The organism is Chryseotalea sp. (assembly GCF_057350905.1).
Window position 1 is genome coordinate 32,537 of sequence record NZ_JBMRCF010000011.1, and the last position, 23,675, is coordinate 56,211.

A 23,675-nucleotide genomic window follows, 5' to 3' on the forward strand; every position below is an offset into this window, starting at 1 on the left:
AGTTCCAATGAAAATCAGCCTTATCGCTACTCATTAAGTCAGAATGACCATTCATTGAGTCAAAGGGCTTTCCACTCACTAGGTCAAATTGGTAACTACCAAAAAGGCAGTTTTGAGCAAAAAATAAATATGCCTTACCTAAGCCCCCCGATCAAAAAGCTACGGGTTAGTTTTTTGATGACAACCATTATTATTTCTTTCTTCTCTTCATGTTCAGAAGACAAAGATCCAGCCGCACAGCTTCCGCCAATCATATCGGCTTATGCACCCGACATGGCCTTCGCAAATGAGTCTGTTGTTATCACCGGAGAAAATTTTGGAACATCTATCAATGATGTTGAAGTTTTTTTCTATGACGATGCTGAAGCAATAGTAACAGCAGTGACTAACACCTCCATTCCAGTTACTGTTCCGACTGATGCCTATGTAGGCAATGTGAGTGTAAGGGTAAAAGATTTAGAAACAGAGGGAAGTGAATTTACAGTATTAACCATATGCTCCGTCTACATCGGAGAATGGTATTCTCCCATTCCATGTCCGCGTGTAAAAGCTGACGGCCCCAGATAATCAACTAAACATAAAATAATAACTATGAATTTTCTTAAAACAATTTTAATTATTTGCATCGCTTGCTTCGCATGGTCTGCTTGCGATGATGAAAAAGAAGCTGCACAGCCACAGCCTACTATTACTTCCCTTAGCATTAGCGAAGGCGAAGTAGGTACAAATGTTATTATCACCGGAACCAACTTCGGTACTATCGCTGCAGACATAGAGGTTACCTTCAATAATACCGAAGCTTCAGTTGGTGCAGTCTCAACAACAAGCATTACTACCATGGTGCCAATAGGAGCAACATCAGGTATAGTGAAAGTGAAAGTGAAATCATTAGAGGCCAATGGGCCAAGCTTTACAGTATTGGCTCCCATTACAGTAAGCGTTTCTGCCTTTACCAAAACAATGCAGGAAAACCCTGTAGGCATTGAAGGCCCCATTTCATTAGGCACCATCTCTGCCACAACCAACCGAGGCACCCTTACCTATACTCTCAGTTCACAAACACCAACAGGTGCCATGACGCTTAACGCCAGTACCGGTCAGCTCTTTGTAGCCAACGCTGCCGCTTTTGATTTTGAAGTGAACCCCAATATAACAGGTACGGTTACAGTGGCAAACGGAGAAGAGACCGCCACCACAAACATAACCATTACTATCACCAACGTAGAAGAAGTGTCCATTAATAACCTGGCATTTTCAAAAGCTGAAAATCCGGACGAGGAGAATTTAAGTATTGGAAGTGTTGCGTGTTGCTGGATAGGAGGCTCACCATCTTTTGTCATTACCTCACAAAATCCTGAAGGTGCAGTGGCTATCAATGCTGGCAACGGTCAATTTACGGTGTCCAATATTGGCGCTTTCGATTTCGAAACCAATCCTACGATTACTGGCACTTACAGTGTTATAAGTCAATCTGAAACAAAGAGTGCGAATTTTACTATTTCATTAACGGATGTAGTAGAGATCACCGAAAACGTTATACCAACAACTTATAGTGTGTTTTCCGGTACTGAAACATCAGCCGACTGTACCAATGGAAGTGGTGGCAACATCCGATTCACAAAGCCCTACTTTGGCTATACCTATGTGCCTGATGGCTACCCTTGGTCTTTGTACGTGTCTGATCTAGCATGTGGTGTAAAGAGAATTGACGTGAGTGCTGATGGCTCTCAAACTTCTACAACGGTATTTACAAATTCAGCTCCCCAGACTTGGGAATACACTGACATGGTTTACTCCGCAGATGGCAGTTATTTATTGATGGTGTATCGTTCCCCTAGCAACGGCCAGGGTAATGTGTTGAGTCATACCATCGTGAATGTTGACGGGAATGGCGGAAGCCTTACCAATAATTTCAACTCCATTTTATCAAATCCGGAAGGTATAGCCCGCGATGGAGCTGGAAAAATTTGGGTAACCGAAACACGAACGATTAAGAAACTTAGCGTAGGCACGTTTGGTATCGGTACTTTGCTGGCTACCTATGGCGATGCGAGTAGTACGGCAAGTATTGATGGGACGTTATCTGAAGCCAGATTTACTCGCATACGTGATGTTCAAGCGACTGCTGATGGCTTCATATACGTTGCCGATCAAAACGCTGTTCGCAAAATAAACGAAACAACAAACACTGTATCCACTATAGCCTCCGGCTTTGATAACCCGCGCGCTATCGGTGTTTTGCCCAATGGGAACATTATTATTGCTGATACAGGCAATAGTAAGATACGACTGATCAATGTAAGCACTGGAGAAAAATCTACCCTCATAGAAAATTTGGGAGATTACCCGGCCACGGGCATAATGGTGCAAACCAACGAAGTGTTTTACTTTACCCGCGCAGGATTGCCAGCTGTCTACAAGGCGAACATTTCCTATGGTTGTGCAGTATGCAAATAATAAAGAAACTAAACGGACGTAACTTGGGGATTATGCGTTGAGTTAGGCTGCCTGTAATGGGCAGCCTTTTTTATACCTTTAGCAAATCATATCATGATAAGTAATGCGTAAGTTATTGTACTTGTTGATTAGTCTTTATCCCCTCTTGTGCGTTGGTCAGGAGGTTCCTTCATTCAATATTACTGAACAGGAAGGGTTACCCTCAAATACAATCTACAATCTGTTTCAAGACAGCAAAGGTTTTCTCTGGATTGCCACCGAGAATGGTTTAGCCAGGTATAATGGATTTCAATTTTACCGGTATCATAATGCCACTGTTAGATCCAGTGCTGTAAGTGGAATTTTAGAAGACGAAAAACAAAGATTATGGCTTCATAATTTTTTTGGAGAAGTGCTTTATGTTGAAAATGATTCTCTTAAAAAACTCACTTCATGGGAAACGCACTACACGAGTGGTTTTCCAACCATATCGTCATACAAAAATCAGTTGCTTATTACAGTACCCTCACATTTTTATCAGTATTCACCTGATGCTGCATCCTGGAAAATCCTGAATGGCAATTCTTCAAATGGCCATGATTCCGTACACTATAATCACCACATTGTTACGCATAAGGGTGAAGTGGTGGTTTGCTATACTTTAGGAGAAACAACGTATATAAAGAACCTAACAACCTTAGAAGTAACCAAAATTCATAAAAAAAATTACGCCTTAAGCTTAAATGTAATTCGTCTCATCGAGTATGGAAACAAGGTACTCCTCTTCGATTATGCTTTTGGCAAATTGTTCGACATAAAAAGTGGCGAAGCGGAAGATATCACCAAGCCTTATCAAACACTTTTACATAATACAACGCAGGTAAGCAGCCTTGGCGACACACTTCTTGCGTTTATGGGTAACGATGGCATAAAACTAATTGGTGCACTAGGCTATAGAAGACACTTGCTACCGGGTAAACAGGTAAGTGGTGCCGTTTTCGATAAAGAGGGTGGACTATGGCTGGGAACCTTAACGGAGGGTCTATTCTATTTACCTGCCCTTTCATCTGCCATCTATAAGAAAGAGCACTATAAGGATTTTAATAAACTTACTTTTGATCCTGTTAGCAAAAATATTTTTGCAGGTAATCATGGTGGGCGTATCATGAAACTGAATCAATCCGGAACCGTGATTCAAACCCAGTTACCAGGGAATAAAGGTACCGTTCAGAGTCTTTTCGTAGATACACTGGCACAACGCCTACTTGTCTTTTCTGATAGGTTATACATTTATCAACTACCAACTTTCAAGCTGCTGAAAACAATCAGCATGACAGCCACAAAAAAAATAGTGCGCTTTAATAAGCAATACCTTTTGGCAACATCCGGGGGACTTACTTCAATTAATGCTGAAACATTCTTGCCAGAAGGTTATCTCACAAATCTCAGAACCAGTGCCATCGCATATGATCACAAAAAAGGAAAAATCTGGATAGGATCGCAAAAGGGAATATCGACTTATGATGTTTTAACCCGTAAGGAAAATTCATGGACCATGTCTGGAACTGACTATTCTCCGGGCGCTTCAGACATACTGCTCTATCGTGAGCAGGTTATACTGGGCACTTACAACAATGGTGTTATTCTGATTGATTCTCTCAACGAGCACAAACAAATTTCTATTGAAGCAGGACTACCCTCTTCGCATGTGACGGCACTCGATCTGGCTGGAGACAAACTCTGGATTGGCACTGACAAAGGTATTGCGTTACTTGATCTGACTGATTACCAACTTCTAACAATCGATGCTTCTAAAGGACTTGCCTCTAAAGAAGTCTATGATCTATTGGTCTGCAAGAATCTTCTTTACATTACGCATCCACTTGGCTTACAAGTGTTGCCTATTAACATCGATCTAAATTCACAGAAACCAGTATTGGTTGTTCAATCGGTTACTTCCGATAACCAGCTTCAAGCAAAACCCATGAGTGGCATTACTTTAAAGCCAGGCTCGCAACAATTAACCTTTCATTTCGATGTGGCCAATAACTTACGAAGTCATGGCGCAACACGCATTTTATACAGAATCAAAGAATTAGAAGACGATCGTTGGAATGAAACAAGCTTGCGTTTTCCGATTGCCAATTATCTTTCATTACCATCTGGCCAATTTACCTTCGAAGCTTATGCGATGAATGAGGATGGTGTGAAGTCTGAAAAACCGGTATTAATTGCCATTGAAGTACTTACACCTTTTTGGAAACAAGCCTGGTTTGTGTTTGCTTCTTTTATTGCACTTACCTCGCTTATCATTTTATTTGTGTATTTGAGAATGAAGAACATCAATAGAAGGAATCGCGAGAAACTTCAACAACAAAATCAGGAACAAGCACTTCGTATTGCACAACTTACTTCTATACGCGCGCAGATGAATCCTCATTTTATTTTTAATACGATGTCGCTCATACAAGGCAAGGTACTCAATGGATTAAAGGAAGAAGCCAATGACCAAATTCAGTATTTTTCATCACTCTTGCGCAAAGTGCTTGATTTTTCAGGCAAGGAAACGATATTACTCAACGATGAAATTGAAGTGCTCCAGAAATATTTATTAATTGAAAAAAGTCGATTTGATGGAGCATTAGATTACAGCATCACTGTAAATGAGGCCGCCAAGCAGGAAATGATCCGCATACCTTCTCTACTAACACAGCCCTTTGTAGAAAATGCATTACGACATGGCTTGATGCATAAAACAGGTGAAAAGATTTTAAAAATAGATTTCTCTTTAAACGAGGATATCTTAACCATTCATATTAAAGATAATGGTATCGGAAGAAAGGCTTCGGGAGAATTCAATAAGGCACGGAGAAAAGAGCATCAGTCTTTTGCGGTAGAAGCGAATCAAAAACGCATTGATTTACTGAATGCATCCAAACAACATCATATCCGTCTGGAAATAATTGATCATTACAATGAACATCACATAGCCACAGGTACTGCTGTAATTATACAAGTACCCTTAGATTTTGAAGTAAATGGATAAACAAAATAGTATTAAAGTATTGTTGGTTGATGACGAAAAGCCCGTGCGCGGAGCACTACGCGAACTACTCACCACAAATTTTCCCTCAATAGTGGTGGTTGGTGAGGCTGGTAGCGTACCAGAAGCTGTACGCGAAATTCATCAACACAATCCCGATCTTATATTTTTAGATATTGAAATGCCTGGCTATTCAGGGCTTCAGTTACTTGAGTTTTTTAATCCTCAGCAAGTTACATTTGACATTATCTTTGTTACTGCCTATAATGAATACGCCATTCAGGCATTTAAAATATCCGCCTTCGATTACCTGCTGAAGCCTGTCAATACTCAAGACTTAAAACAAACACTGGTGCGTTACTCTGGCTCGCACACACAACAACATCTACAAGAACGCATCAATCTCATCAAAGAATCGTACAGCGATGCAAAGCCACCTACGCAAATAGCAGTAAGCTCTTTACAGGGCATTGATTTTATTCAGTTAGAAAACATCATTGTGCTCGAAGCTTCTGGCGCCTACACAATCTTGATGTTATCAACAGGAGATAATATTGTGTCCAGTAAACCCCTTGGTGAATTTGAAACACTATTAAAAAACAACGTTAATTTTTTCAGAGCCCATCGCTCGTTCCTTATTAATTTAAACAAGGTGCGGAAGCTCTCCAGCAAAGAGGGTGATGTTATCATGCTTGCGAAAGACATAGAAGTACCTCTTTCGCGGTATCGAAAAAAAGACTTTGATGCAGCTATTGCCAGTTATAAAATCTAAGAAGCACAAGCGGTCACTGCATCCACCTTCTCTAAATCTGTTTGTTGAATGGCTCCGTAGCCACCGTAAATATTTACAAGCTCTCCTGTAAAACCTGCTCTACGCATGAGTGAAATAGCGATCATAGAGCGATAGCCTCCTGCGCAATGCACGAGATACGGGCTCTGCTTTTCTAATGTATTCAACACATCCGGAAAATTGCCGAGTGGCGTAAAGTGTGCCCCCTTGAGATGACTTGCCTCCCATTCTCCAGGTCTGCGTACGTCAAGTACGGCTTTCCCCTCCTTCATTTCAATGGCCATATCTTCGGCAGCAATTGACCGTACCTTATCTAACTTACCGTCCCAGGTTTTAACACCGCCCGCTAAATAACCCAGCACATTTTCGTAGCCCACACGTGCCAATCTTAATACTGCTTCTTCTTCTTTTCCTTCTTCAGCAATTAAAACCAGAGGCTGCTTTATATCAATAAGGGTACCCACCCAAACAGCATACTGCCCGTTAAGACCAATGTTAAGAGACGAGGGTATGTATCCCTTTTCAAAATCATCTGGCTTTCGTGTGTCCAGTAAGAGGGCACCTTTTACAATGGCTTCTTTAAATTCAGTGAGCGTAAGCGGTTTGCTGTTTTGCTTAATCACTTCATCAATGGAAGTGTAGCCCATTCTGTTAATCCGTGCATCTTCAAAGAAATAGGTAGGTGGTGGTAAAATACCATCAGTAACTTTTTCTATAAATTCTTCGCGTGTTTGCTCTTGTAAAGCATAATTCAGTTTCTTTTGCTCTCCAATAGTAGAGAAGGTTTCCTTACCAATATTTTTTCCGCAGGCTGAACCTGCGCCATGTGCCGGATAAACAATAACTGAATTAGGTAAGGTCTTAATTTTTTTATTGAGCGAATCATAAAGCATGCCTGCTAACTCTTCGCGTGTCATAATTCCATCTAATAAATCAGGTCTGCCAACATCCCCAACAAATAAAGTATCGCCTGTAAATACGGCATGTTCTTTCCCTTGCTCGTCTAACAACAAATAGCACGATGATTCCGGTGTGTGCCCTGGGGTATGCAATACCCTAAAAGTAATTTTGCCCAGCTTAAACTCCTGCCCGTCTGTTGCGTTGATTACCTCATAAGCTGTATTTGCCTGGGGGCCGTATACAATGGCTGCACCAACCTTCTTTGCCAAATCAATGTGTCCGGAAACGAAATCAGCATGAAAATGTGTTTCAAAAACGTACTTGATTGTAGCATTGCGCTGCTGGGCTAATTTTATATAGGGATCTGTTTCGCGCAGGGGGTCGATAATAACCGCTTCTCCCTCAGATTCGATATAATAAGCAGCCTCGGCCAGGCAGGTTGTATACAATTGTTCTATGTACATTGTTAGAGTTTTAAGGTTATACGCTTTAACCAGTCAAAGTTCTTAAAAATTCCTTAAATCACAGAAGCTTAGTATTTTGCCGACCATGATTCGCCCCATTTTTTTATCTTTTTGCCTGCTCAGCTTCCTTCAATCGGTTGCGCAAGAAGCAAGACTTTACCAGGAAAACCAAAAATGGGGGCTTTTAAGCCCTGAAAAAAAGCCGGTTACTAAAGCTATTTACGACCAGATTATTCCCGGCATCCCCTATTCCATTGTTAAAAAGTATGATGCCACAACGGCACGCTATGCGGCAGGCTGCATTGATGCTGCTGGTGAGTTTGTTATTCCAATGGACTATACCGATCTGCGCATGGAAGGCATGCGTTTAATTGCCTGCCAGAAAAGTGCTGGAGGCTTTGTTTACGGTGTTATCACACTAAAAAATGAAATAATTATTCCCATTGCTTATAAGAGTATACGCTCGTTAGGCACCCTCCGCTTTGCTGCAGAGAATACTTCAGGAAAGTTTGCCTTGTTTACTGAAAATGGAAAAGCCCTCACAAACTTTGATATTGATAAGATTGCTGATTTCGATAAGGGCGTAAGCATATTTGAGCAACAGGGCTTAATGGGAATTCTAAATAGAAATGGTGACATCATTGCTAATGCCCGCTACAGCAATATTGAAGTAAATGAGCGAGGTGAAATTATAGGACAACTACCCAACGAGTGGAAATGGATAGACGCCACAACCGGACAAATTAAACAGACTTTGCTTGCAAGTAAAGTAACACTACTCAACCATCAATCATTATTAATTAATAATAGAAAAGGAACAGCACTGTTTAGTCAGGATTTAAAACAGCAGTCAGATTATTATAACACTTTGTATGAAAGCATTTTACCTGGCTTTTTTATTGTGCGAAACACCAAGACAGGATTAATCAAAGAAAATGGGAGTATTGTATTGCCCCTGGCTTTTGATTCTGTCGTTGTTGACAAACGTTTTGTCTTTGCCCGTAAGCTCAATCAATGGCAAGTCTATGCACACGATGGTAAATTATTAAGTGAGCGAAGTTATCAGCAGATCTATGCCACTAATAGTTCGGTATATGTTAAAAGAAAATCGTTTTGGGGTGCGTTGAAAGAAAACGGAAAAGAAGCGATTGCCTGTGTCTATGATTCTATCCTGGAAAGTAATGCAACACACTTATCCATTAAGTTTAAGGGCGGTTATGGGATTATCAATTGGCAGGAGCAGTGGCTTGTCAGTCCGCAAAGTTTTCCCTTGGTCCTGATTAATCAAGACAGGTACATGGTGAAGGACGGTGCCTTGCTCACCTTAAAAGATTTTAATCAACAAGTATATTATTTTACCAACAATCCTGTAAGCATTACAAACAATGGATTGCTCGAAAAAACATCTATCGGTGAATTGTGGCAGGTAACTTTTACTGGTGTTGTTACCAAGCTTCAACAGGTAGGCACCAATCAGGTAAGTGAGGTGGCGGAAGAGTACGAGGGATATCGTGCCATTCGTAAAGATGGTAAGTGGGGTTTTGTAGATGCCCAGGGGAGGTTGCGAATACCCAACCGTTACGATAAAGTACAGCACTTTTCGGAAGGACTGGCTCCTTTTTCACTGCGTGCTAAATGGGGATTTTTAAATAAAGAAGATCAGATTATTATTCATCCCACGTATGAAGAGGCTAAGCCCTTCGTGAATGGCTTTAGCGTAGTAATGCTTAAGAAAAAATATGGTTTGATCAATAAAAATAATGAGTTAACGCTGCCCTGCCGTTACGATGCAATTCGCCAACTCGAGTCCGGTTACTTTGAGTTGGTTAATAATGGATTCGTTGGCCTGGCCGATAAGGCAGCAAGAATTATTTATGACCCGAAGTACACAACTCAGGAATTTCTCCGTAATAACATTGTGGTGCAACGTCAAGGCAAGTTTGGTGTGTTAGATTTAAATGGTGTTGATGTAATTCCAACCATGCATGACGCCATCACCATACATGAGGGAAATCAATATCTGATACTCACCCTGGGGAAAAAAGAATTAATAACAGGATTATAGGAAACAAAAAAGGCTTCCGAAAGCGGAAGCCTTTTAATACAAATTGCTGAATGATTACAGTTTGTAGGTAATACCAAATCCACCTCCGGAAGCATAACCTCCGCCAAACTCCACGTTCAAGCCAAATCTGTCTGTAAAGAAGTAGCGTACACCTACCTGTCCATCAACACCCACGCCTGAGCTGTTAGCGCTATAACCGGCAATATCAACATTGGTCCATACATAATAACCAACCGTAAGACCCGCATAAATATCTAATTCCTTAGGCAGCTCTAACACTTTATTAAAATGGAAATTACCATTGAATGAAAGACCAATCAGTGATTGATTATACCTGTTTGATCCGTAATTAAAATTATACCTTCTGAAAGAAACCCTTGGGCCAATGGTAATGCTTTCGTGAACACCAAAATCTAAGCCTACATAGACGGGAGCTCCGTAATTTGAAAATCCTATGCCTGCATTAAGCTGTTTTCCACCTTCGGCAAGAGAACCTTGCGCATAACCAGAAATACCAGCAAATAACAGGAAACTAAATAATACTATCTTTTTCATAATTAGCTTTATTGAAGTGCAAAATAGATGATAAATGAGTTAGTAAACAACGACAATAACAACTTGAATGTTACACTGACGAATAGTTAAATCGGGTTAATTTAGTTAACTTAAGTTATTTGATTTTTGACAGGTAATCCTCAGCCTTGGCTGCTACGTCTGCACACAATTTTGTTTTCGATGAAAGGTCAATACATTCTTTAAGTAGCAACTTTGCTTTGGCTGAATTTCTCTTGCGTTCAGCTTCTACACGAGCTGAAAAATAAAGTGCCGGTATTTTAAAGTAAGCATAAGTCAGTTTCATTTGCGCATCTAAGCGGGTAATGGCTTCATCATATTTTCCACAACTGATCAAATTATCAATCAGCAACTCGTTAAATTTTGCATTTTCCGGATAGAGGTTTACCAGTTTTTGTGAATAAGTTAATGCCTTTACTGGTTGGTTTTCTAAATGCAGATAAATATGCGCCAGGTATATATTCGCCTCTGTAAAAGCCAATGACGATTCCATGGCAGATTTTTCAAGCAATGCCAAGCCCTTCTTTTGATCTCCATCTCTGAAAGGAAAAAGTGCTGTACGATAAACAAATCCTCTGTTTCTGAAAAAGTCCATATAATATAGGTACATGCCTTTTACAAATAATAGCTCAGGATCATTACCTATGGCATCAAGGGCTTGCATCATTAAAGGATAGGCGCGTTTACCATGCAATATTGCTTTAAGTGTTTCTCCATTGTTGTAAAAAAATTCGGCCAGCAAAAGCTCGGTTGTTGTATGAAAATATAATTGCCGTACCGCGTCTGATTGGACGGAAAGACCTTCAGAAAAGCTTAAGAGTTTTTTAAGGTAATTATCTTTTTCTTTACTGGTGGCGATGGGTATATACTCCCATCGAAGGCTAAACAATTCAAACAGTGATTTATAGGCTTCATCTTCCTTGGAAAAACTGGCTATCAGTAGTTTAGCACTATCAAACCGGGTATTGTATATTAAACGGAGACATTCAATTTGTTGCTTTCTGGCAGGCGACTCAGTTGTTGGAGGTTGCGCAATAGCGGGTAACACCACCAATCCAATAGCTGAATAAAACAGACAGAAAAATATTCTTTTTTTGATTTTTACTAACATGTCCACTTAAAAGTATTGGCAATTTGCTAATCCTTGTGCATCTTTAGGCAATCAACCAAAATAAATAGTATGAAAAAAATCTTTATGCTTACCCTCGTTGGTGCTATGCTGGTGTCTTTCAGCTCAATGGCATCTGGATCAGAAAAGTATCGCATTAGCGATGAATCAGTAGAGGCTTTGTTTGCTACTGCAACTGATGTTACAACAACACTGACATCTGCAGTATCTTTTAATGCTTTCGGAACTGATGCTGTTCTGGCAGAAAAAAATGCACTTGTTGCAATCCTTCTTGACTTCTTCTTAGGTGGTATCGCTATTCACCGCGTATACCTAGGTGGTAAACCAATCCTTGTATTGGGTTACTTCATCACCTGTGGCGGTATCTTTGGTATCGTACCTTTGATCGACTTAATCGTGCTTGCCATCAACTTTGATGACATCAGCAAGTATATTGGTAACAACAAATTCTTTATGTGGTAATCAAATTACCGCTTAATTTAAAGGGGCTTCGGCCCCTTTATTTTTTTATACCCGTTGCTATTATCTGTTTTATCTGAGTATTAAAAGTTTCCTTTTTTTCTGCATTCTTTTGCTCGGCAAGTACTTGTGCATAACGGGCACCCCCATTGTAGGATAGATAAAATAAGGCTACTCCGGTAAAAACACCTGATAAGTAATATCCACCGATAAAGCTATAAAGGGAGAAGGCAACAAGGCTTGCATTCAATAACGAAGATACAACTCCTTTACCAGGATAGCCTGCATACATCTGTCCAACGCCTGGCAACCAATACGACAAAGCAAAAGCTTTATCAGGATTCTTCATTTTGTGCTTCAATATTTCATGATAGGGATCCAGGGTTATATTTTTAAGAATTGCCCATTCTTTAAAGCGTAATTGCGCATCTTGCCATCTTCCCAATTCATTTAAACATAGTATTTCTAAAGTAAGTAATATCTCCTCAGAAATTTTGCCAGGCAGTTCGTATCTTAATTCCACCAGCTTACTCCAAGCCATGTCATATCGCTTGGCCAGCATCGCTGAAACAACGTATTCATAGTACAAAAAAGCTCTTAATGAGTCTGTTCCTGCGTAGAAATCGACTCTGTCAAAAAGGGCTAAAGCCTTATCATAAACACCAAGCATTTTATAAGCAGTGTTCGCTTTCAATGTCACTAAAGTAACATGCTCTGGTCTCAGACCTTCAGATAAGGCATACTCATACGCAATTGTTGCCAATTGAAAGTCCCCGCGTGCATTCAAACTATCGCCTAAAGCTTCTTGAGCCTTACTGGTAAAAGGTGCGCAAAGGGATATGCATATCAAACAAAATCTGCTGACGTATTGCATCTCGTTTTTCGTTTTTAACTACTTTAACTGCAAGGGTACTTCCCCAGATGTTACCAATATAGAAGGAGGTAAAGAGCGAACTATAAATAATGAACCTCGCACTCTGGGGACCATCTTTCTTATAGGCTTCTATACTTTGCGCTGCCATTAATGCACTTATCAAAAAAGTATAGATACCATTCCCCTTTCTACCAGCATATACTTTTCCTGCACCCGGCACAACGGCCGAGAGCACTCCTCCAACCCATGGATATTTCTTTTTCACTTGCATCAAATCATTCCTATAGACATTCATATTAGTCCACTGTTGCTGCGTAATTCTCCATTCCTTATCAGCCAATTGAACAACGGAATCGTATGAATTAAATTGATTAAGAAGCAAGTGGTTTGCAGCTTGTTCAAATTGCACCAGTTTGATTATTTCAGGTCGTAATGAATTAACACTGCCTAGCTTCAGTAAGCTTTTTTGATGCCGACTCAAATAGGACTCATTAAACGCAGAAAATAACAATGCTTCCTCCTGTAAAGAAGAATTTGTATTAGTTACAAGATCAAGGTAATATATGGAGGAGTCTAATTGCTGCAGGTAATAATACGTTTTACCTATCCAATAATCAGCTGAGTCACGCGCTCGCAAATCGACTGCTTCATGTTTTTTTTGATGCAGCACAAGTATGGCTTCATCATATAATTTATGTGTTATTAAATGTTCTACAAAACGTTGAGGATATTTGGCAAACTGTGCGTGCGAATAGGTAGCATGCACAAATATTATTATTACAAAAAGTAGCCTCATCATTCCCGTAAATGATAAAAGGCAACTTCGTCAATAATCTTTCCCTGGGGGGTTATACGTAAGGGCAAGGTTTCGTACATAGATAGTTTGTTACAGCGCCCCATCCTGTCAAGCGTAAGAAAGAAGCCTTTGGTTAGTCCATACTCCTTTACCATTGCGCCACTAAAGCGTGAGCATGTTAGTTCAAAAGCACAGTTTGCTCCCCATTGCGGTGATATCTGTTTTTGATAAAAACCCAGCGTTCCTCTATATAAAAGAGATAATGGATTCAAATTCCTTTTTTTCTTATTTGAATCGATTAGGGAATTGTCATTATTATTTTGAACTAAAAGCATCGTCATATCCTTGGTAAAGTCTTGGGCCATGGATGTGAGACTGACAAGTATAAAAAGAGTTAAACAAAAGTTTCTCATTTGCTAAGTACTTTAGCATTTTCAGGAATTACAAAATTCAATTTATCATCACTAACCTGCTGGTTCAATCGAAATTGGGTATAGGTAGTTTTAGTTACTATCGAATCTTTGGGGGTTTTGAAATCAATCTGAGTGATGGCAGCAGGTAGTGAAATGTAGTCGCTGACCTTAGTATAATTATAAAAGAACATTTTTTTTATCACCTGATTACTCGCGCTATAATAGGCCATAAAAATAGGATTGCCTTTTTCATGCACGAGTTCCACTTTTGATATTTCCTTCATCAGCACAATAGGTGCCTGCCATTCTGTAATCTTTAAACCATCCTCTATGCGGGTATTCTTAATCGTGTAATCCATGGCGGCCAGACCTAGGTCATTTCTTTTATTATCTAAGAAGAAATAAAGTTGATTTGTTTCTGTACCCAGCATATAGTTTTGCTGTTGGAATACTGTATTCTGCAGGGGATTATAGATTTGAATCTCGCCCTTCTTATTGTTGATAATCACCATCTCCTGTGGTTCAGAAAAATAAGTCACCAGACGTCCTTCTGAAGTGTAGTACATGTTTGCTTTCACACGTGTGGTCTTTCCAGCGGTAACAGCTCGCGTCTCCATCTCCATAGAAACCTTTTGGAAAATGTACTGCTTTGAAAATCCTGTTAATAGCAGAATTAGTAAAACGAGGGTAAAAACTCTGGTAATCATCATTCAAAGAAAGTGAGGTTATTTGAAATAAAAAAGGGAGACAAACAATGTCTCCCCTTTCATGCAATTCTTATTCCAATCAGGCGCTTACACCATCGGCTAATAAAATAACCTTATTGTTTACAACCTCCACCACACCACCAGTAATGGTAACATGCTGAACAGCTCCTTTTACCTTATATTCAACCACACCTTCTTTCAATAATGAAATAAGCGGTGCGTGGCTGTTCAATATCTGAAAAGACCCATCAGCACCAGGAAACGTGGCTGAGTCCGCATCGCCTTCAAATACTTTCTTCTCGGGTGTTACTATTTCTAAATACATTGTAATTCAAAATTCAAGGTTAGAAATTCAAAATTCAAGACTCCAAATTTTGAATCTTGAATTTTAAATTTTGAATTATTACCCTTTTGCTTCCGCGATCATCTTCTCGCCTTTTGCTGCGGCATCTTCAATGGTACCTACAAGGTTGAAGGCCATTTCAGGCAGGTGATCGTATTCACCATCCATAATAGCATTGAAACCTTTGATGGTATCTTTAATATCTACCAATACACCCTTCAAGCCTGTAAACGCTTCCGCTACGTGGAAAGGTTGTGACAAGAAACGTTGTACACGTCTTGCACGGTGTACGATCTGCTTGTCTTCATCGCTCAATTCATCCATACCAAGGATGGCGATGATATCCTGTAATTCTTTGTAACGCTGTAAAATGCTCTTTACACGCTGTGCGCAATCATAGTGTTCAGCACCCACTATATCCTGACGAAGGATACGTGATGTTGAATCCAATGGATCTACTGCAGGGTAAATACCCAATTCCGAAATCTTACGGCTCAATACAGTAGTTGCATCCAAGTGAGCAAAAGTTGTAGCTGGCGCAGGGTCAGTCAAGTCATCGGCAGGTACGTAAACGGCCTGAACCGAAGTGATTGAACCGTTCTTAGTTGAAGTAATACGCTCTTGCATCAGACCCATTTCAGAAGCCAATGTAGGCTGGTAACCTACCGCTGATGGCATACGACCTAAAAGAGCCGATACCTCAGAACCTGCCTGCGTGAAACGGAAAATGTTGTCAACGAAGAAAAGGATATCACGTCCTTTACCTGTTCCATCACCATCGCGGAAATATTCAGCAACGGTAAGACCTGACAAGGCCACGCGTGCGCGGGCTCCAGGAGGTTCATTCATCTGTCCGAATACGAAGGTTGCCTTCGATTCTTCAAGACCTTTAACATCTACTTTTGATAAATCCCAACCACCTGCGTGGAGCGACTTCATAAATTCTTCACCGTAGTTTACGATACCCGCTTCAATCATTTCACGAAGCAAGTCGTTACCCTCACGGGTTCTTTCACCTACACCGGCAAATACAGAAAGACCGGAATATGCTTTCGCAATGTTGTTGATCAATTCCTGAATCAATACGGTTTTACCTACACCGGCACCACCAAATAATCCGATTTTACCACCTTTTGCATAAGGTTCGATCAAGTCGATAACCTTAATACCTGTATACAAAACTTCTGTCGATGTTGACAGGTCTTCGTAAGCAGGTGCATGACGGTGGATAGGTAAGGTCTTGTCACCTTTAGGTTGCCTGATACCGTCAATGGCTTCACCCACTACGTTAAACAAGCGTCCTTTAATATCTTCTCCGATCGGCATTTGAATGGGCATGCCGTTGTCTTTCACTTTCATACCACGAACAAGACCTTCAGTACCTTCCATAGAGATGGCACGTACACGATCTTCGCCCAAGTGTTGCTGTGTTTCTAATACCACACGTGTACCATCAGCTTTGGTTACTTCGAGTGAATCTAGAATGTTAGGAAGTTTGGAACCTGGTTCGTCAAAGGCTACGTCCACCACCGGACCGATAACCTGCGTAATCCTACCAAAGTTTGCCATCGGAGTTTATTGAGTTTAGTACTAGTTAAGTAATTGATTTTCAGTGATTTTAAGCCAAATGACCTATAAATCGTGCGCAAAAGTAGGCTTTCTTTGCTGCTTTGGCAAATACTTATTCAGTAATAGTTATCTACAAAGCAATGTCATTTATTTAAGCCTTTTTATGGCCCTGCCTTTGCCGAAACGGCTACGTGCTGGCGGGCTCACCTCCAATCCTCTCCTGGGAAGAGGAGGAACATGGAAGCTTAACTAAATGACATTGATAAATAATGTTGAGCTTGCTTAAAGACTTGATTTTCAGCTAAAAATTTTAAGAAAAAATCCCGCCAGACGCCATCGTTTGGTAATGTAAGCTACTGCTGCCTTTCGGTTGATGGCTGCAGCTATTTGTTTAGCCGCCTTTTCTGGCGAGGCCACCCAAAATTTACCTGCTGCCTTGGCCATAGGCGTGTCGACAAAACCTGTGCGCAAATCGGTAAAACTGAGGGGTAATTTTAATCGTTTCGCTTTTTGTCTTAACCCGATCAGGTAATTGATCTGATAGGCTTTAGAGGCATTGTAAGCAGGCGCATGTCGGCTGCCCATCATACCTGCAACGGAAGTAATAGACGCAAAGCTGCCTTTGCCTTGCTGTTGGAAGTAATTGAATGCCCAATCGGCTATCTGTGTAAAAGCTGTCACGTTGGTATCAATCATCTTCTTTTCAATACCGAAGTCGAGGTATTTATTGAACTCACCAACACCTGAACTGTAAACAAGTATATCCAGGCCGCCTAGTTCTTTCACTACTTGATTGAGCTGGTTATCATTTTGCAAGGCATTTACATCAAAGGCGCTGACTTTTATCTGCTCAGGGAATTGGCGTTGAATATATTCGAGGAGTGGAAGTCGTCTGCCTGTAATGCAAACCTGATAACCTTGCGCAGCATAGAGCAGTGCAAGTGATTTGCCTATTCCTGAAGAGGCTCCGATGATAAGGACTTTTTTCATGAAGCTTTATTATCTGGTTGTGCGAAGCCCTGTGTGGCGTTCAAAATAATTCTGAACGTGGTGCCCTGATTTTCCTCTGAAGATTTCACGAAAATTCTTCCCTTATGATACACTTCAATAATCCGTTTGGCCAATGTTAACCCTAAACCCCAACCCCTTTTTTTGGTTGTAAATCCCGGATTGAATACCATGGCAATTTTCGAGCGTGGAATACCCTTGCCTGTATCAGAAATATCTATTAAAACTTTGCCTTCGCTACCTCTTAATATTTTAATGGCGATGTTGCCTGACGAACTCATGGCATCAACCGCGTTTTTGCACAAATTCTCTAACACCCATTCAAACAAAGGTGCATGTACATACGCGCTAATGTTATCGGATAGGGTGTATACATCAATGCGAACTTTCGATGACAGGCGTGGTCGCAAGTAGTTAACTACATTGTTAATCAGGCTTACCACATTTTCTTGTTTGAGCACCGGCACTGAACCGATGCTGGAGAAACGTTCGGTTACGATGGTGAGCTTGCGAATGTCTTTCTCCAATTCTTCTGCAATGTTTCGGTTCTTTAAGTCAGGATCATCACGCATTACCTCCACCCAGGCCATTAAAGATGAAAGCGGAGTGCCCAGTTGATGAGCAGTTTCTTTAGCCAAACCAACCCACAATCTGTTTTGCTCTGCTTCTTTGGAATAATTAAAAGCCAGATAAGAAATAAATGCAAAAATAGCAATGACAGAAAGTTGGATATATGGGTAGGCTATGAGTTGTGCCAGCAGGAATGAGTTTTTATAATACACATACTGAACTGCAAACTCCTCACCATTGTCTTTAAGTGAAATACGAATGGGGTCGTAGGTGTCTTTCATCACCTTAATTTCGTTAACAAGGTAACGCTCCTTTTGCTCTTGGGGCCATTGATCTTTTAGTTTCAGGTTTCTGTAATCAATTACTTTTTCAGTTTCATCGGTTATAATGATGGGAATGGAGTTATTCTGAAATAAAATTTCTTGCGTTATAAAGTTGATATTCTCGCTTGAGGCATCGTTTTGGTTCACGGTAAACTCCAGCGTTTTAGCATATAATTGAATTTGTTGCTTCTCCTGCTCTTTTAATTGATTAACCAACACATTGGTATAGTAAATAGACCCGATGCTGATAAAAACAGAGGCTGCCAGTACAAACCACTTCCAGCGTGCATTGCTGCTATATAAATTCATGGTTGGTATTAATCTGGTCATGCTTTTGCGCTCGTATGTCAACTCTTCAAGGGTAACGTGCGACTGAAAGCTTTCGTATCCAGAAAATCTTGACCTGGTTGGCGTGTTGAAAATAAGAAGACCCCGATGCTTTTCAAAACATCGGGGTCTTTACATTTCCCTTTATTGGAGGATTCAAAATTATATGGCCTACAGGTGGGCCTTAATTCTTAATCATAAACCACTTAGCCAATACTTTGTAGTTTACTTTGCTGCCAGTCATTAAAATACCTACACGGTAAATTCTACCTGCTACCCAGGTGGTAAAGATGAAACCAGCCACTAATAGCACCATAGAAAGTATTAATTCCCAGGTAGGCACATCATATGCAATACGTGCCACCATCACCACAGGAGATGTTAGTGGTATAATGGACAACCAGAAACTTAACGAGCCATGTGGATTAATTGGAACAACTGTAAATACGCTCATGTAACTAATCATCAAAGGCAACATTAATGGCATTTGAAATTGTTGTGATTCCTGAATGCTGTCTACCGCAGAACCCACTGCTGCGAACAAAGCGCCATACATAAGGTAACCACCTAGGAAATAGAACAAGAATACAAGCGCAATTTTAGTAAAAGGGATCTGATCGATACTCTTTAATACTTCATTCACCTTGTCGCTTTGCACTTTTTGAATTTCTGCTTTTTGCTCAGGATCAACCTGACTCATTACCTGCTCCTGCATCTGCTCCTGAGGCATTTTCAAACCAAAGTAACTCATTACGGTGCTGGAGAGTACTGTGATCAATACTATCCAAATGGTGAATTGAACTAAACCTACAGAGGCTATGCCTATAATTTTTCCAAGCATAAGTTGAATAGGTTTTACTGACGAAACAATCACCTCTACGATTTTTGAAGTTTTCTCATCAATAACACCCTGCATGATTTGCATACCGTAAGTCAAAACGAATACAAACAGTACAATGCCGAGCAAGAAGCCAAGAATTTTAAGAATCAATGAGTTGCTGCTTTTCTCTTCACCGGTTTCTGAAATATTAACTTGCTTAAAATCAATGCTTGTTTTTAATCCAGCCAACGTTTCCTTATCAATCTGGTATTGCTCCAGTTTAAGATCCCGGATGCGGTCTTCTATAATTCGTTCAAGTCCTGATATCTTCTCATCACTCTGGTTCTCTTTCATGTAGATGGTGAATCCATCTGGCTTTGCGATGTCAAAGCTTGGGATATACAAGAGTGCAAAATCTTTAGTGGCACTGTAAGTTTTTTTAGCGCTGTCTATAACACCCTTCTCTTCAATAAATATAAATCGCTTGGTGTTGGTAAAAGTGAACTTACCGCTTTCATCCAATACGTGTACAACCTCAGGCTTGGCTGTTTCAACCTCTCTGATCATAAACCAGAATAAGCCCGCGATAATTGTCGGAAAAATGAGTGGTACTAAAATAGTAGCAATGAGGAAAGATTTTTTCTGTACGCGATTCAAAAATTCACGCTGTACAATTAACCATATTTTATTCATACGATATTGTCGTTATCAATTAGGAATTATTCGTCAGATTTACCTTTTACCAGGTTAATAAATATCTCACTCATGGTGGGTACTTTCTCTATAAAGGAATGTACTTCCGTAAGGTTGATTAACTCTGCAATTAGCTTATTGGGACTATGCTCAGTACCAACCTGCAATACAGTTTGATAGAAATTATCTTCTAACGGTTTCTGCGATACAATACTGGCGCTGCCATTAATAGAGAAGGTTCCTTTATGGTCTACAACAAAGGTATTCGACTTATAAGTGTCTTTGATTTGTTTCTTGGTACCTTCTACCACTTTCTTGGACTTGTTAATCAAAGCTACATGATCACACAAGTCTTCTACCGTTTCCATACGGTGGGTAGAGAAGATAATGGTAGAACCATTATCGCGTAACTCGAAAATATTCTCCGTGATTAATTGGGCATTTACCGGATCGAAACCAGAGAAGGGTTCATCCAGAATAATCAGTTTCGGCTCGTGCATCACTGTGCTGATGAACTGCACTTTTTGCGCCATACCCTTACTCAGGTCTTCAACTTTTTTATCCCACCAATCCTTAATCTCAAATTTGTTAATCCATTTCTTGCTGCGATCAAGGGCTTCTTTTTTACTCAGACCCTTTAATTGTGCCAGGTACAGAAGCTGTTCGCCAACCTTTAGTTTTTTGTAAAGACCGCGCTCTTCAGGCAGGTAACCAATCATACCAATGTGTCGCTCACTCAGTTTTTCTCCGAAAATGCTGATATCGCCTGCATCAGAATTAATAATCTGGTTAACAATGCGAATGAAAGTTGTCTTACCGGCTCCGTTAGGGCCTAACAGACCATAAATACTCTTTGAGGGGATGGTTAGGCTTACGTCATCGAGGGCTGTATGACTGGCATAGCGCTTCGTGACACCTTTTGCTACAAGTGCTTCCACAGATTTAAGTTTTTTTACACAGCATTAGTGCTCAAAACCTTTGTAGAATTACAGGGTCTTCTGAAATAATAGGATAGAAATAAGGGGCGGGATTACCTATCTAAAGGTGATACTCCCCATAGACACATCAAGGTCGAAGGTGAGAGAAACTTTTGAGTCTTGTGTATAATTAGCTGATGCAAAGGTATTTTCAGCAACTTTCTTAAAGCCAGCAGGTATTTTTACGCTGCATAACCAGCTGTCGTGGATCTTCACCAAAACAGGTGTCTCATTTTTAGGTAATGTAATGATCAAGTTACCTGCTCCCACGCTTCCTTTAATGGTATTTGAAACACTAGGGCTTTCACTAAAATCAAGCGACATATTGCCGAAGCCAACATCCGCTAATAAATACCTTGTTTTGGCCAAGCTTAAATTTTTCACATCGACTGAGCCTAAATCCACTTTTACATAAAAAGTGTCCATTTCTACCTGATTCTCAATGCCAGATAAATAACCCACATTTACATCGGCACTCCCGGAGTTGATTTTAATTTTTTTAATAGACAGGCCAGAAAGATCCACATTGGCATTCCCAAAGCCGTAGTTCAATTCCAAAGCGTAAGGTTTGCCATCGCTGAGATACATTTTCCAGAACTTATGGCTGCTGCTCGTATTAACCCTCACGTTCGTTTCAGAAGCACTGAAAACCCGGGAGGAAATGCTTTGGCCAAAGCCCTCCTGGTTCAACTCCTCTAACGAAAGCTTCACTTCACAAACTTTACCATTGACGGTTTTGATGAAATTGTGCGAAAAGGATTCTTCGCTTTGGTTGCTGAAAACATTCAAAATATCGGTATTCTGACTTGGCTTTATATAGCAATTACCGCTATTGGCCTTGATATGAAGTTTGATTGACTCGCATGCATCGGTATTTTCTACTGCGAATTGCTTCCTCACCTGTCCCACAGCCACTCCCGCCAGCAATACCCCGATAAGGGTTAAGAAATAGTTTTTGTGCATAAAGCATAGTTACGCGTATATGAAGCTAAGGTTACGTTGTGTAAGTTTTTAGCCAAAATAGAGCAAAAATGAAGGTGGGTAAAGATGATTCTGAGTGCCTTGAATATCCAGTGTCAGCTACGAGCTGAGAGCTACGAGCCCTAAAGGCGTGCCGGTTTGGGGGGCCGGCACGGTTGATTTTTTATCTTTTTAGTTGAAATATTCTTTCATACGCTCGAAAAAGCCTTTTTCACTGGCATCCGGGTGTGGCTGAAAATTAACGGAATCTTTGAGGCTCTCCAGTTTGGCCTTTTCATCGGCTGAAAGCTTTTTGGGTGTCCATACATTAACATAAATGAGTTGGTCGCCCGTTTCGTAGCCATTTACATCGCGTAAACCCTTGCCTTTCAGACGTAGGATTTTACCACTCTGTGTACCTGGCTCAATTTTGATACGCACTTTACCGCCAACAGAAGGTACTTCGACATGCGTACCCAATGCCGCATCGATAAAGCTAACGTGCAAATCGTAAATCAGATTATTGCCATCGCGCTTTAGGTTCTTATCTTCTGTTTCTTCAATCAGAATCAATAAATCTCCTGGCACACCACCTCCTGGTGCATCGTTTCCTTTGCCTGACATGGACAACTGCATACCATCCGCTACACCAGCAGGAATTTTTACTGATATAATTTCTTCTTTAGTAGTAAGTCCGGAGCTGTCTACACCAGCAGGACGCTTGTCTATTGATTGACCTGCACCACCACATGTATTACAAGCAGAGGTTGATACCATTTGCCCCAACATGGTGTTTACCACTTTGCGCATCTGGCCAGTACCCTGACATGTAGGACATGTTTTAAACGTAACGCCTTCGGCACGTACCAGGCGATTTACTTTTATTTTTTTCTCAACACCATTGGCAATTTCTTCGAGGTTTAGCTTCAGCTTAATACGCAGGTTTGAACCTTTACGCTGACGCTGGCGTCCACCGCCACCACCACCGAAGAAACTGTCGAAGGGACTTCCGCCCCCCCCACCAAAAATATCTCCGAACTGGCTGAAGATGTCATCCATGTTCATGTTACCACCACCATAGCCTCCGTTACCTCCTGGCCGCGCATGACCAAAGCGATCGTATTGCGCACGCTTTTCCTGATTGCTCAGTATCTCGTAAGCTTCGGCTGCTTCTTTGAATTTTTCCTCAGCTTCTTTATTGCCCGGATTTTTATCTGGGTGAAACTGAATAGCCACTTTACGATAAGCTTTCTTTATCTCATCAGCGGTAGCATTCTTGGCAACGCCTAATATTTCGTAATAATCTCTTTTGCTCATTCTTTTTGGTGTTCAATGTTCACGATTCGATCTCAAAAAAACCGAACGCCAAACATCTCTCATTTATCTTTTGTTCTTCAACATTGATCTGGCAGATACTATTATATAATTGGTGAAGC

Annotated in this window: 21 protein-coding genes; 6 read left to right on the forward strand and 15 right to left on the reverse strand. The window is 40.6% G+C overall.

Annotated features, from left to right (window positions below):
• Positions 1–129: 129 nt before the first annotated feature.
• The 4 genes from ACO1XM_RS14655 (at position 130) to ACO1XM_RS14670 (ending at position 6,251) form a co-directional block, all read left to right on the forward strand.
• The gene (locus ACO1XM_RS14655) at positions 130–567 is read left to right on the forward strand and encodes an IPT/TIG domain-containing protein (protein ID WP_486230285.1); all 438 of its coding nucleotides are present in this window, start codon (positions 130–132) and stop codon (positions 565–567) included.
• 24 nt (positions 568–591) lie between these two features.
• Positions 592–2,457 (forward strand): IPT/TIG domain-containing protein, encoded by a 1,866-nt coding sequence (locus ACO1XM_RS14660; RefSeq protein ID WP_486230287.1) that lies wholly within the window; start codon positions 592–594, stop codon positions 2,455–2,457.
• Positions 2,458–2,560: 103 nt separating this feature from the next.
• Entirely contained in the window at positions 2,561–5,482 is a 2,922-nt protein-coding gene (locus ACO1XM_RS14665; RefSeq protein WP_486230289.1) for a sensor histidine kinase, read from the forward strand.
• Positions 5,475–6,251: a LytR/AlgR family response regulator transcription factor gene (locus tag ACO1XM_RS14670; protein ID WP_486230291.1), complete on the forward strand. Its 777-nt coding sequence runs from the start codon at positions 5,475–5,477 to the stop codon at positions 6,249–6,251. The genes ACO1XM_RS14665 and ACO1XM_RS14670 overlap by 8 nt, the downstream gene beginning before the upstream one ends.
• Here the strand turns inward: ACO1XM_RS14670 and ACO1XM_RS14675 are convergent.
• The gene (locus ACO1XM_RS14675; RefSeq protein ID WP_486230293.1) at positions 6,248–7,633 is read right to left on the reverse strand and encodes an MBL fold metallo-hydrolase; all 1,386 of its coding nucleotides are present in this window, start codon (positions 7,631–7,633) and stop codon (positions 6,248–6,250) included. The genes ACO1XM_RS14670 and ACO1XM_RS14675 overlap by 4 nt on opposite strands.
• 85 nt (positions 7,634–7,718) lie before the next feature.
• On the opposite strand from ACO1XM_RS14675, the gene ACO1XM_RS14680 reads away from it, so the two are divergent.
• Positions 7,719–9,698, forward strand: a complete 1,980-nt coding sequence (locus ACO1XM_RS14680) for a WG repeat-containing protein (protein ID WP_486230295.1) — start codon at positions 7,719–7,721, stop codon at positions 9,696–9,698.
• A 54-nt stretch (positions 9,699–9,752) separates the two neighbouring features.
• On the opposite strand, the gene ACO1XM_RS14685 is transcribed toward ACO1XM_RS14680, so the two are convergent.
• Both ACO1XM_RS14685 and ACO1XM_RS14690 read right to left on the reverse strand, forming a co-directional pair.
• On the reverse strand, positions 9,753–10,253 hold the full coding sequence (locus ACO1XM_RS14685; RefSeq protein ID WP_486230297.1) for a hypothetical protein: 501 nt from the start codon (positions 10,251–10,253) through the stop codon (positions 9,753–9,755).
• A gap of 115 nt (positions 10,254–10,368) precedes the next feature.
• On the reverse strand, positions 10,369–11,382 hold the full coding sequence (locus ACO1XM_RS14690; RefSeq protein ID WP_486230299.1) for a tetratricopeptide repeat protein: 1,014 nt from the start codon (positions 11,380–11,382) through the stop codon (positions 10,369–10,371).
• Positions 11,383–11,451: 69 nt separating this feature from the next.
• On the opposite strand from ACO1XM_RS14690, the gene ACO1XM_RS14695 reads away from it, so the two are divergent.
• Positions 11,452–11,862 (forward strand): NINE protein, encoded by a 411-nt coding sequence (locus ACO1XM_RS14695; RefSeq protein ID WP_486230301.1) that lies wholly within the window; start codon positions 11,452–11,454, stop codon positions 11,860–11,862.
• A gap of 37 nt (positions 11,863–11,899) precedes the next feature.
• Here ACO1XM_RS14695 and ACO1XM_RS14700 read toward each other — a convergent pair whose 3' ends face one another.
• From ACO1XM_RS14700 to dnaJ, 12 genes are all read right to left on the reverse strand, one after another.
• On the reverse strand, positions 11,900–12,646 hold the full coding sequence (locus ACO1XM_RS14700; RefSeq protein WP_486230303.1) for a hypothetical protein: 747 nt from the start codon (positions 12,644–12,646) through the stop codon (positions 11,900–11,902).
• Between the two features lie 25 nt (positions 12,647–12,671).
• Positions 12,672–13,532, reverse strand: coding sequence for a hypothetical protein (locus ACO1XM_RS14705; RefSeq protein ID WP_486230305.1), 861 nt, complete (start codon positions 13,530–13,532; stop codon positions 12,672–12,674).
• Positions 13,529–13,894 (reverse strand): membrane protein insertion efficiency factor YidD, encoded by a 366-nt coding sequence (gene yidD / locus ACO1XM_RS14710; RefSeq protein WP_486230307.1) that lies wholly within the window; start codon positions 13,892–13,894, stop codon positions 13,529–13,531. Before yidD ends, ACO1XM_RS14705 begins: the two co-directional genes overlap by 4 nt.
• Positions 13,895–13,938: 44 nt before the next feature.
• Positions 13,939–14,652, reverse strand: a complete 714-nt coding sequence (locus ACO1XM_RS14715) for a hypothetical protein (RefSeq protein ID WP_486230309.1) — start codon at positions 14,650–14,652, stop codon at positions 13,939–13,941.
• 76 nt (positions 14,653–14,728) lie between these two features.
• Positions 14,729–14,974, reverse strand: a complete 246-nt coding sequence (gene atpC / locus ACO1XM_RS14720) for an ATP synthase F1 subunit epsilon (protein WP_486230311.1) — start codon at positions 14,972–14,974, stop codon at positions 14,729–14,731.
• A 78-nt stretch (positions 14,975–15,052) separates the two neighbouring features.
• Positions 15,053–16,561, reverse strand: coding sequence for a F0F1 ATP synthase subunit beta (gene atpD, locus ACO1XM_RS14725; RefSeq protein WP_486230313.1), 1,509 nt, complete (start codon positions 16,559–16,561; stop codon positions 15,053–15,055).
• A 297-nt stretch (positions 16,562–16,858) separates the two neighbouring features.
• Positions 16,859–17,551: an SDR family NAD(P)-dependent oxidoreductase gene (locus tag ACO1XM_RS14730; protein WP_486230314.1), complete on the reverse strand. Its 693-nt coding sequence runs from the start codon at positions 17,549–17,551 to the stop codon at positions 16,859–16,861.
• Positions 17,548–18,792: a sensor histidine kinase gene (locus ACO1XM_RS14735; RefSeq protein WP_486230316.1), complete on the reverse strand. Its 1,245-nt coding sequence runs from the start codon at positions 18,790–18,792 to the stop codon at positions 17,548–17,550. Before ACO1XM_RS14735 ends, ACO1XM_RS14730 begins: the two co-directional genes overlap by 4 nt.
• A 181-nt stretch (positions 18,793–18,973) precedes the next feature.
• The gene (locus ACO1XM_RS14740) at positions 18,974–20,302 is read right to left on the reverse strand and encodes an ABC transporter permease (protein WP_486230318.1); all 1,329 of its coding nucleotides are present in this window, start codon (positions 20,300–20,302) and stop codon (positions 18,974–18,976) included.
• A 26-nt stretch (positions 20,303–20,328) separates the two neighbouring features.
• Positions 20,329–21,240, reverse strand: a complete 912-nt coding sequence (locus tag ACO1XM_RS14745; protein WP_486230320.1) for an ABC transporter ATP-binding protein — start codon at positions 21,238–21,240, stop codon at positions 20,329–20,331.
• A 96-nt stretch (positions 21,241–21,336) separates the two neighbouring features.
• Positions 21,337–22,242 carry a hypothetical protein gene (locus ACO1XM_RS14750; RefSeq protein WP_486230322.1) on the reverse strand — a complete coding sequence of 302 codons (906 nt, stop codon included), beginning with the start codon at positions 22,240–22,242 and terminating at the stop codon, positions 21,337–21,339.
• A 189-nt stretch (positions 22,243–22,431) separates the two neighbouring features.
• Entirely contained in the window at positions 22,432–23,556 is a 1,125-nt protein-coding gene (gene dnaJ, locus ACO1XM_RS14755; RefSeq protein WP_486230323.1) for a molecular chaperone DnaJ, read from the reverse strand.
• Between the last annotated feature and the right edge of the window lie 119 nt (positions 23,557–23,675).

Excerpts from the sequence above, each read along its gene's own strand:
- ACO1XM_RS14675 (WP_486230293.1), bottom strand. The coding sequence starts at position 7,633 with ATGTACATAGAACAATTGTATACAACCTGCCTGGCCGAGGCTGCTTAT.
- ACO1XM_RS14690 (WP_486230299.1), bottom strand. The coding sequence starts at position 11,382 with ATGTTAGTAAAAATCAAAAAAAGAATATTTTTCTGTCTGTTTTATTCA.
- yidD (WP_486230307.1), bottom strand. The coding sequence starts at position 13,894 with ATGGCCCAAGACTTTACCAAGGATATGACGATGCTTTTAGTTCAAAAT.
- atpD (WP_486230313.1), bottom strand. The coding sequence starts at position 16,561 with ATGGCAAACTTTGGTAGGATTACGCAGGTTATCGGTCCGGTGGTGGAC.
- ACO1XM_RS14660 (WP_486230287.1), top strand. The coding sequence starts at position 592 with ATGAATTTTCTTAAAACAATTTTAATTATTTGCATCGCTTGCTTCGCA.
- ACO1XM_RS14715 (WP_486230309.1), bottom strand. The coding sequence starts at position 14,652 with ATGATGATTACCAGAGTTTTTACCCTCGTTTTACTAATTCTGCTATTA.
- ACO1XM_RS14740 (WP_486230318.1), bottom strand. The coding sequence starts at position 20,302 with ATGAATAAAATATGGTTAATTGTACAGCGTGAATTTTTGAATCGCGTA.
- atpC (WP_486230311.1), bottom strand. The coding sequence starts at position 14,974 with ATGTATTTAGAAATAGTAACACCCGAGAAGAAAGTATTTGAAGGCGAT.
- dnaJ (WP_486230323.1), bottom strand. The coding sequence starts at position 23,556 with ATGAGCAAAAGAGATTATTACGAAATATTAGGCGTTGCCAAGAATGCT.
- ACO1XM_RS14670 (WP_486230291.1), top strand. The coding sequence starts at position 5,475 with ATGGATAAACAAAATAGTATTAAAGTATTGTTGGTTGATGACGAAAAG.
- ACO1XM_RS14665 (WP_486230289.1), top strand. The coding sequence starts at position 2,561 with ATGCGTAAGTTATTGTACTTGTTGATTAGTCTTTATCCCCTCTTGTGC.
- ACO1XM_RS14655 (WP_486230285.1), top strand. The coding sequence starts at position 130 with ATGCCTTACCTAAGCCCCCCGATCAAAAAGCTACGGGTTAGTTTTTTG.
- ACO1XM_RS14730 (WP_486230314.1), bottom strand. The coding sequence starts at position 17,551 with ATGAAAAAAGTCCTTATCATCGGAGCCTCTTCAGGAATAGGCAAATCA.
- ACO1XM_RS14735 (WP_486230316.1), bottom strand. The coding sequence starts at position 18,792 with ATGACCAGATTAATACCAACCATGAATTTATATAGCAGCAATGCACGC.
- ACO1XM_RS14685 (WP_486230297.1), bottom strand. The coding sequence starts at position 10,253 with ATGAAAAAGATAGTATTATTTAGTTTCCTGTTATTTGCTGGTATTTCT.
- ACO1XM_RS14695 (WP_486230301.1), top strand. The coding sequence starts at position 11,452 with ATGAAAAAAATCTTTATGCTTACCCTCGTTGGTGCTATGCTGGTGTCT.
- ACO1XM_RS14750 (WP_486230322.1), bottom strand. The coding sequence starts at position 22,242 with ATGCACAAAAACTATTTCTTAACCCTTATCGGGGTATTGCTGGCGGGA.
- ACO1XM_RS14705 (WP_486230305.1), bottom strand. The coding sequence starts at position 13,532 with ATGATGAGGCTACTTTTTGTAATAATAATATTTGTGCATGCTACCTAT.
- ACO1XM_RS14680 (WP_486230295.1), top strand. The coding sequence starts at position 7,719 with ATGATTCGCCCCATTTTTTTATCTTTTTGCCTGCTCAGCTTCCTTCAA.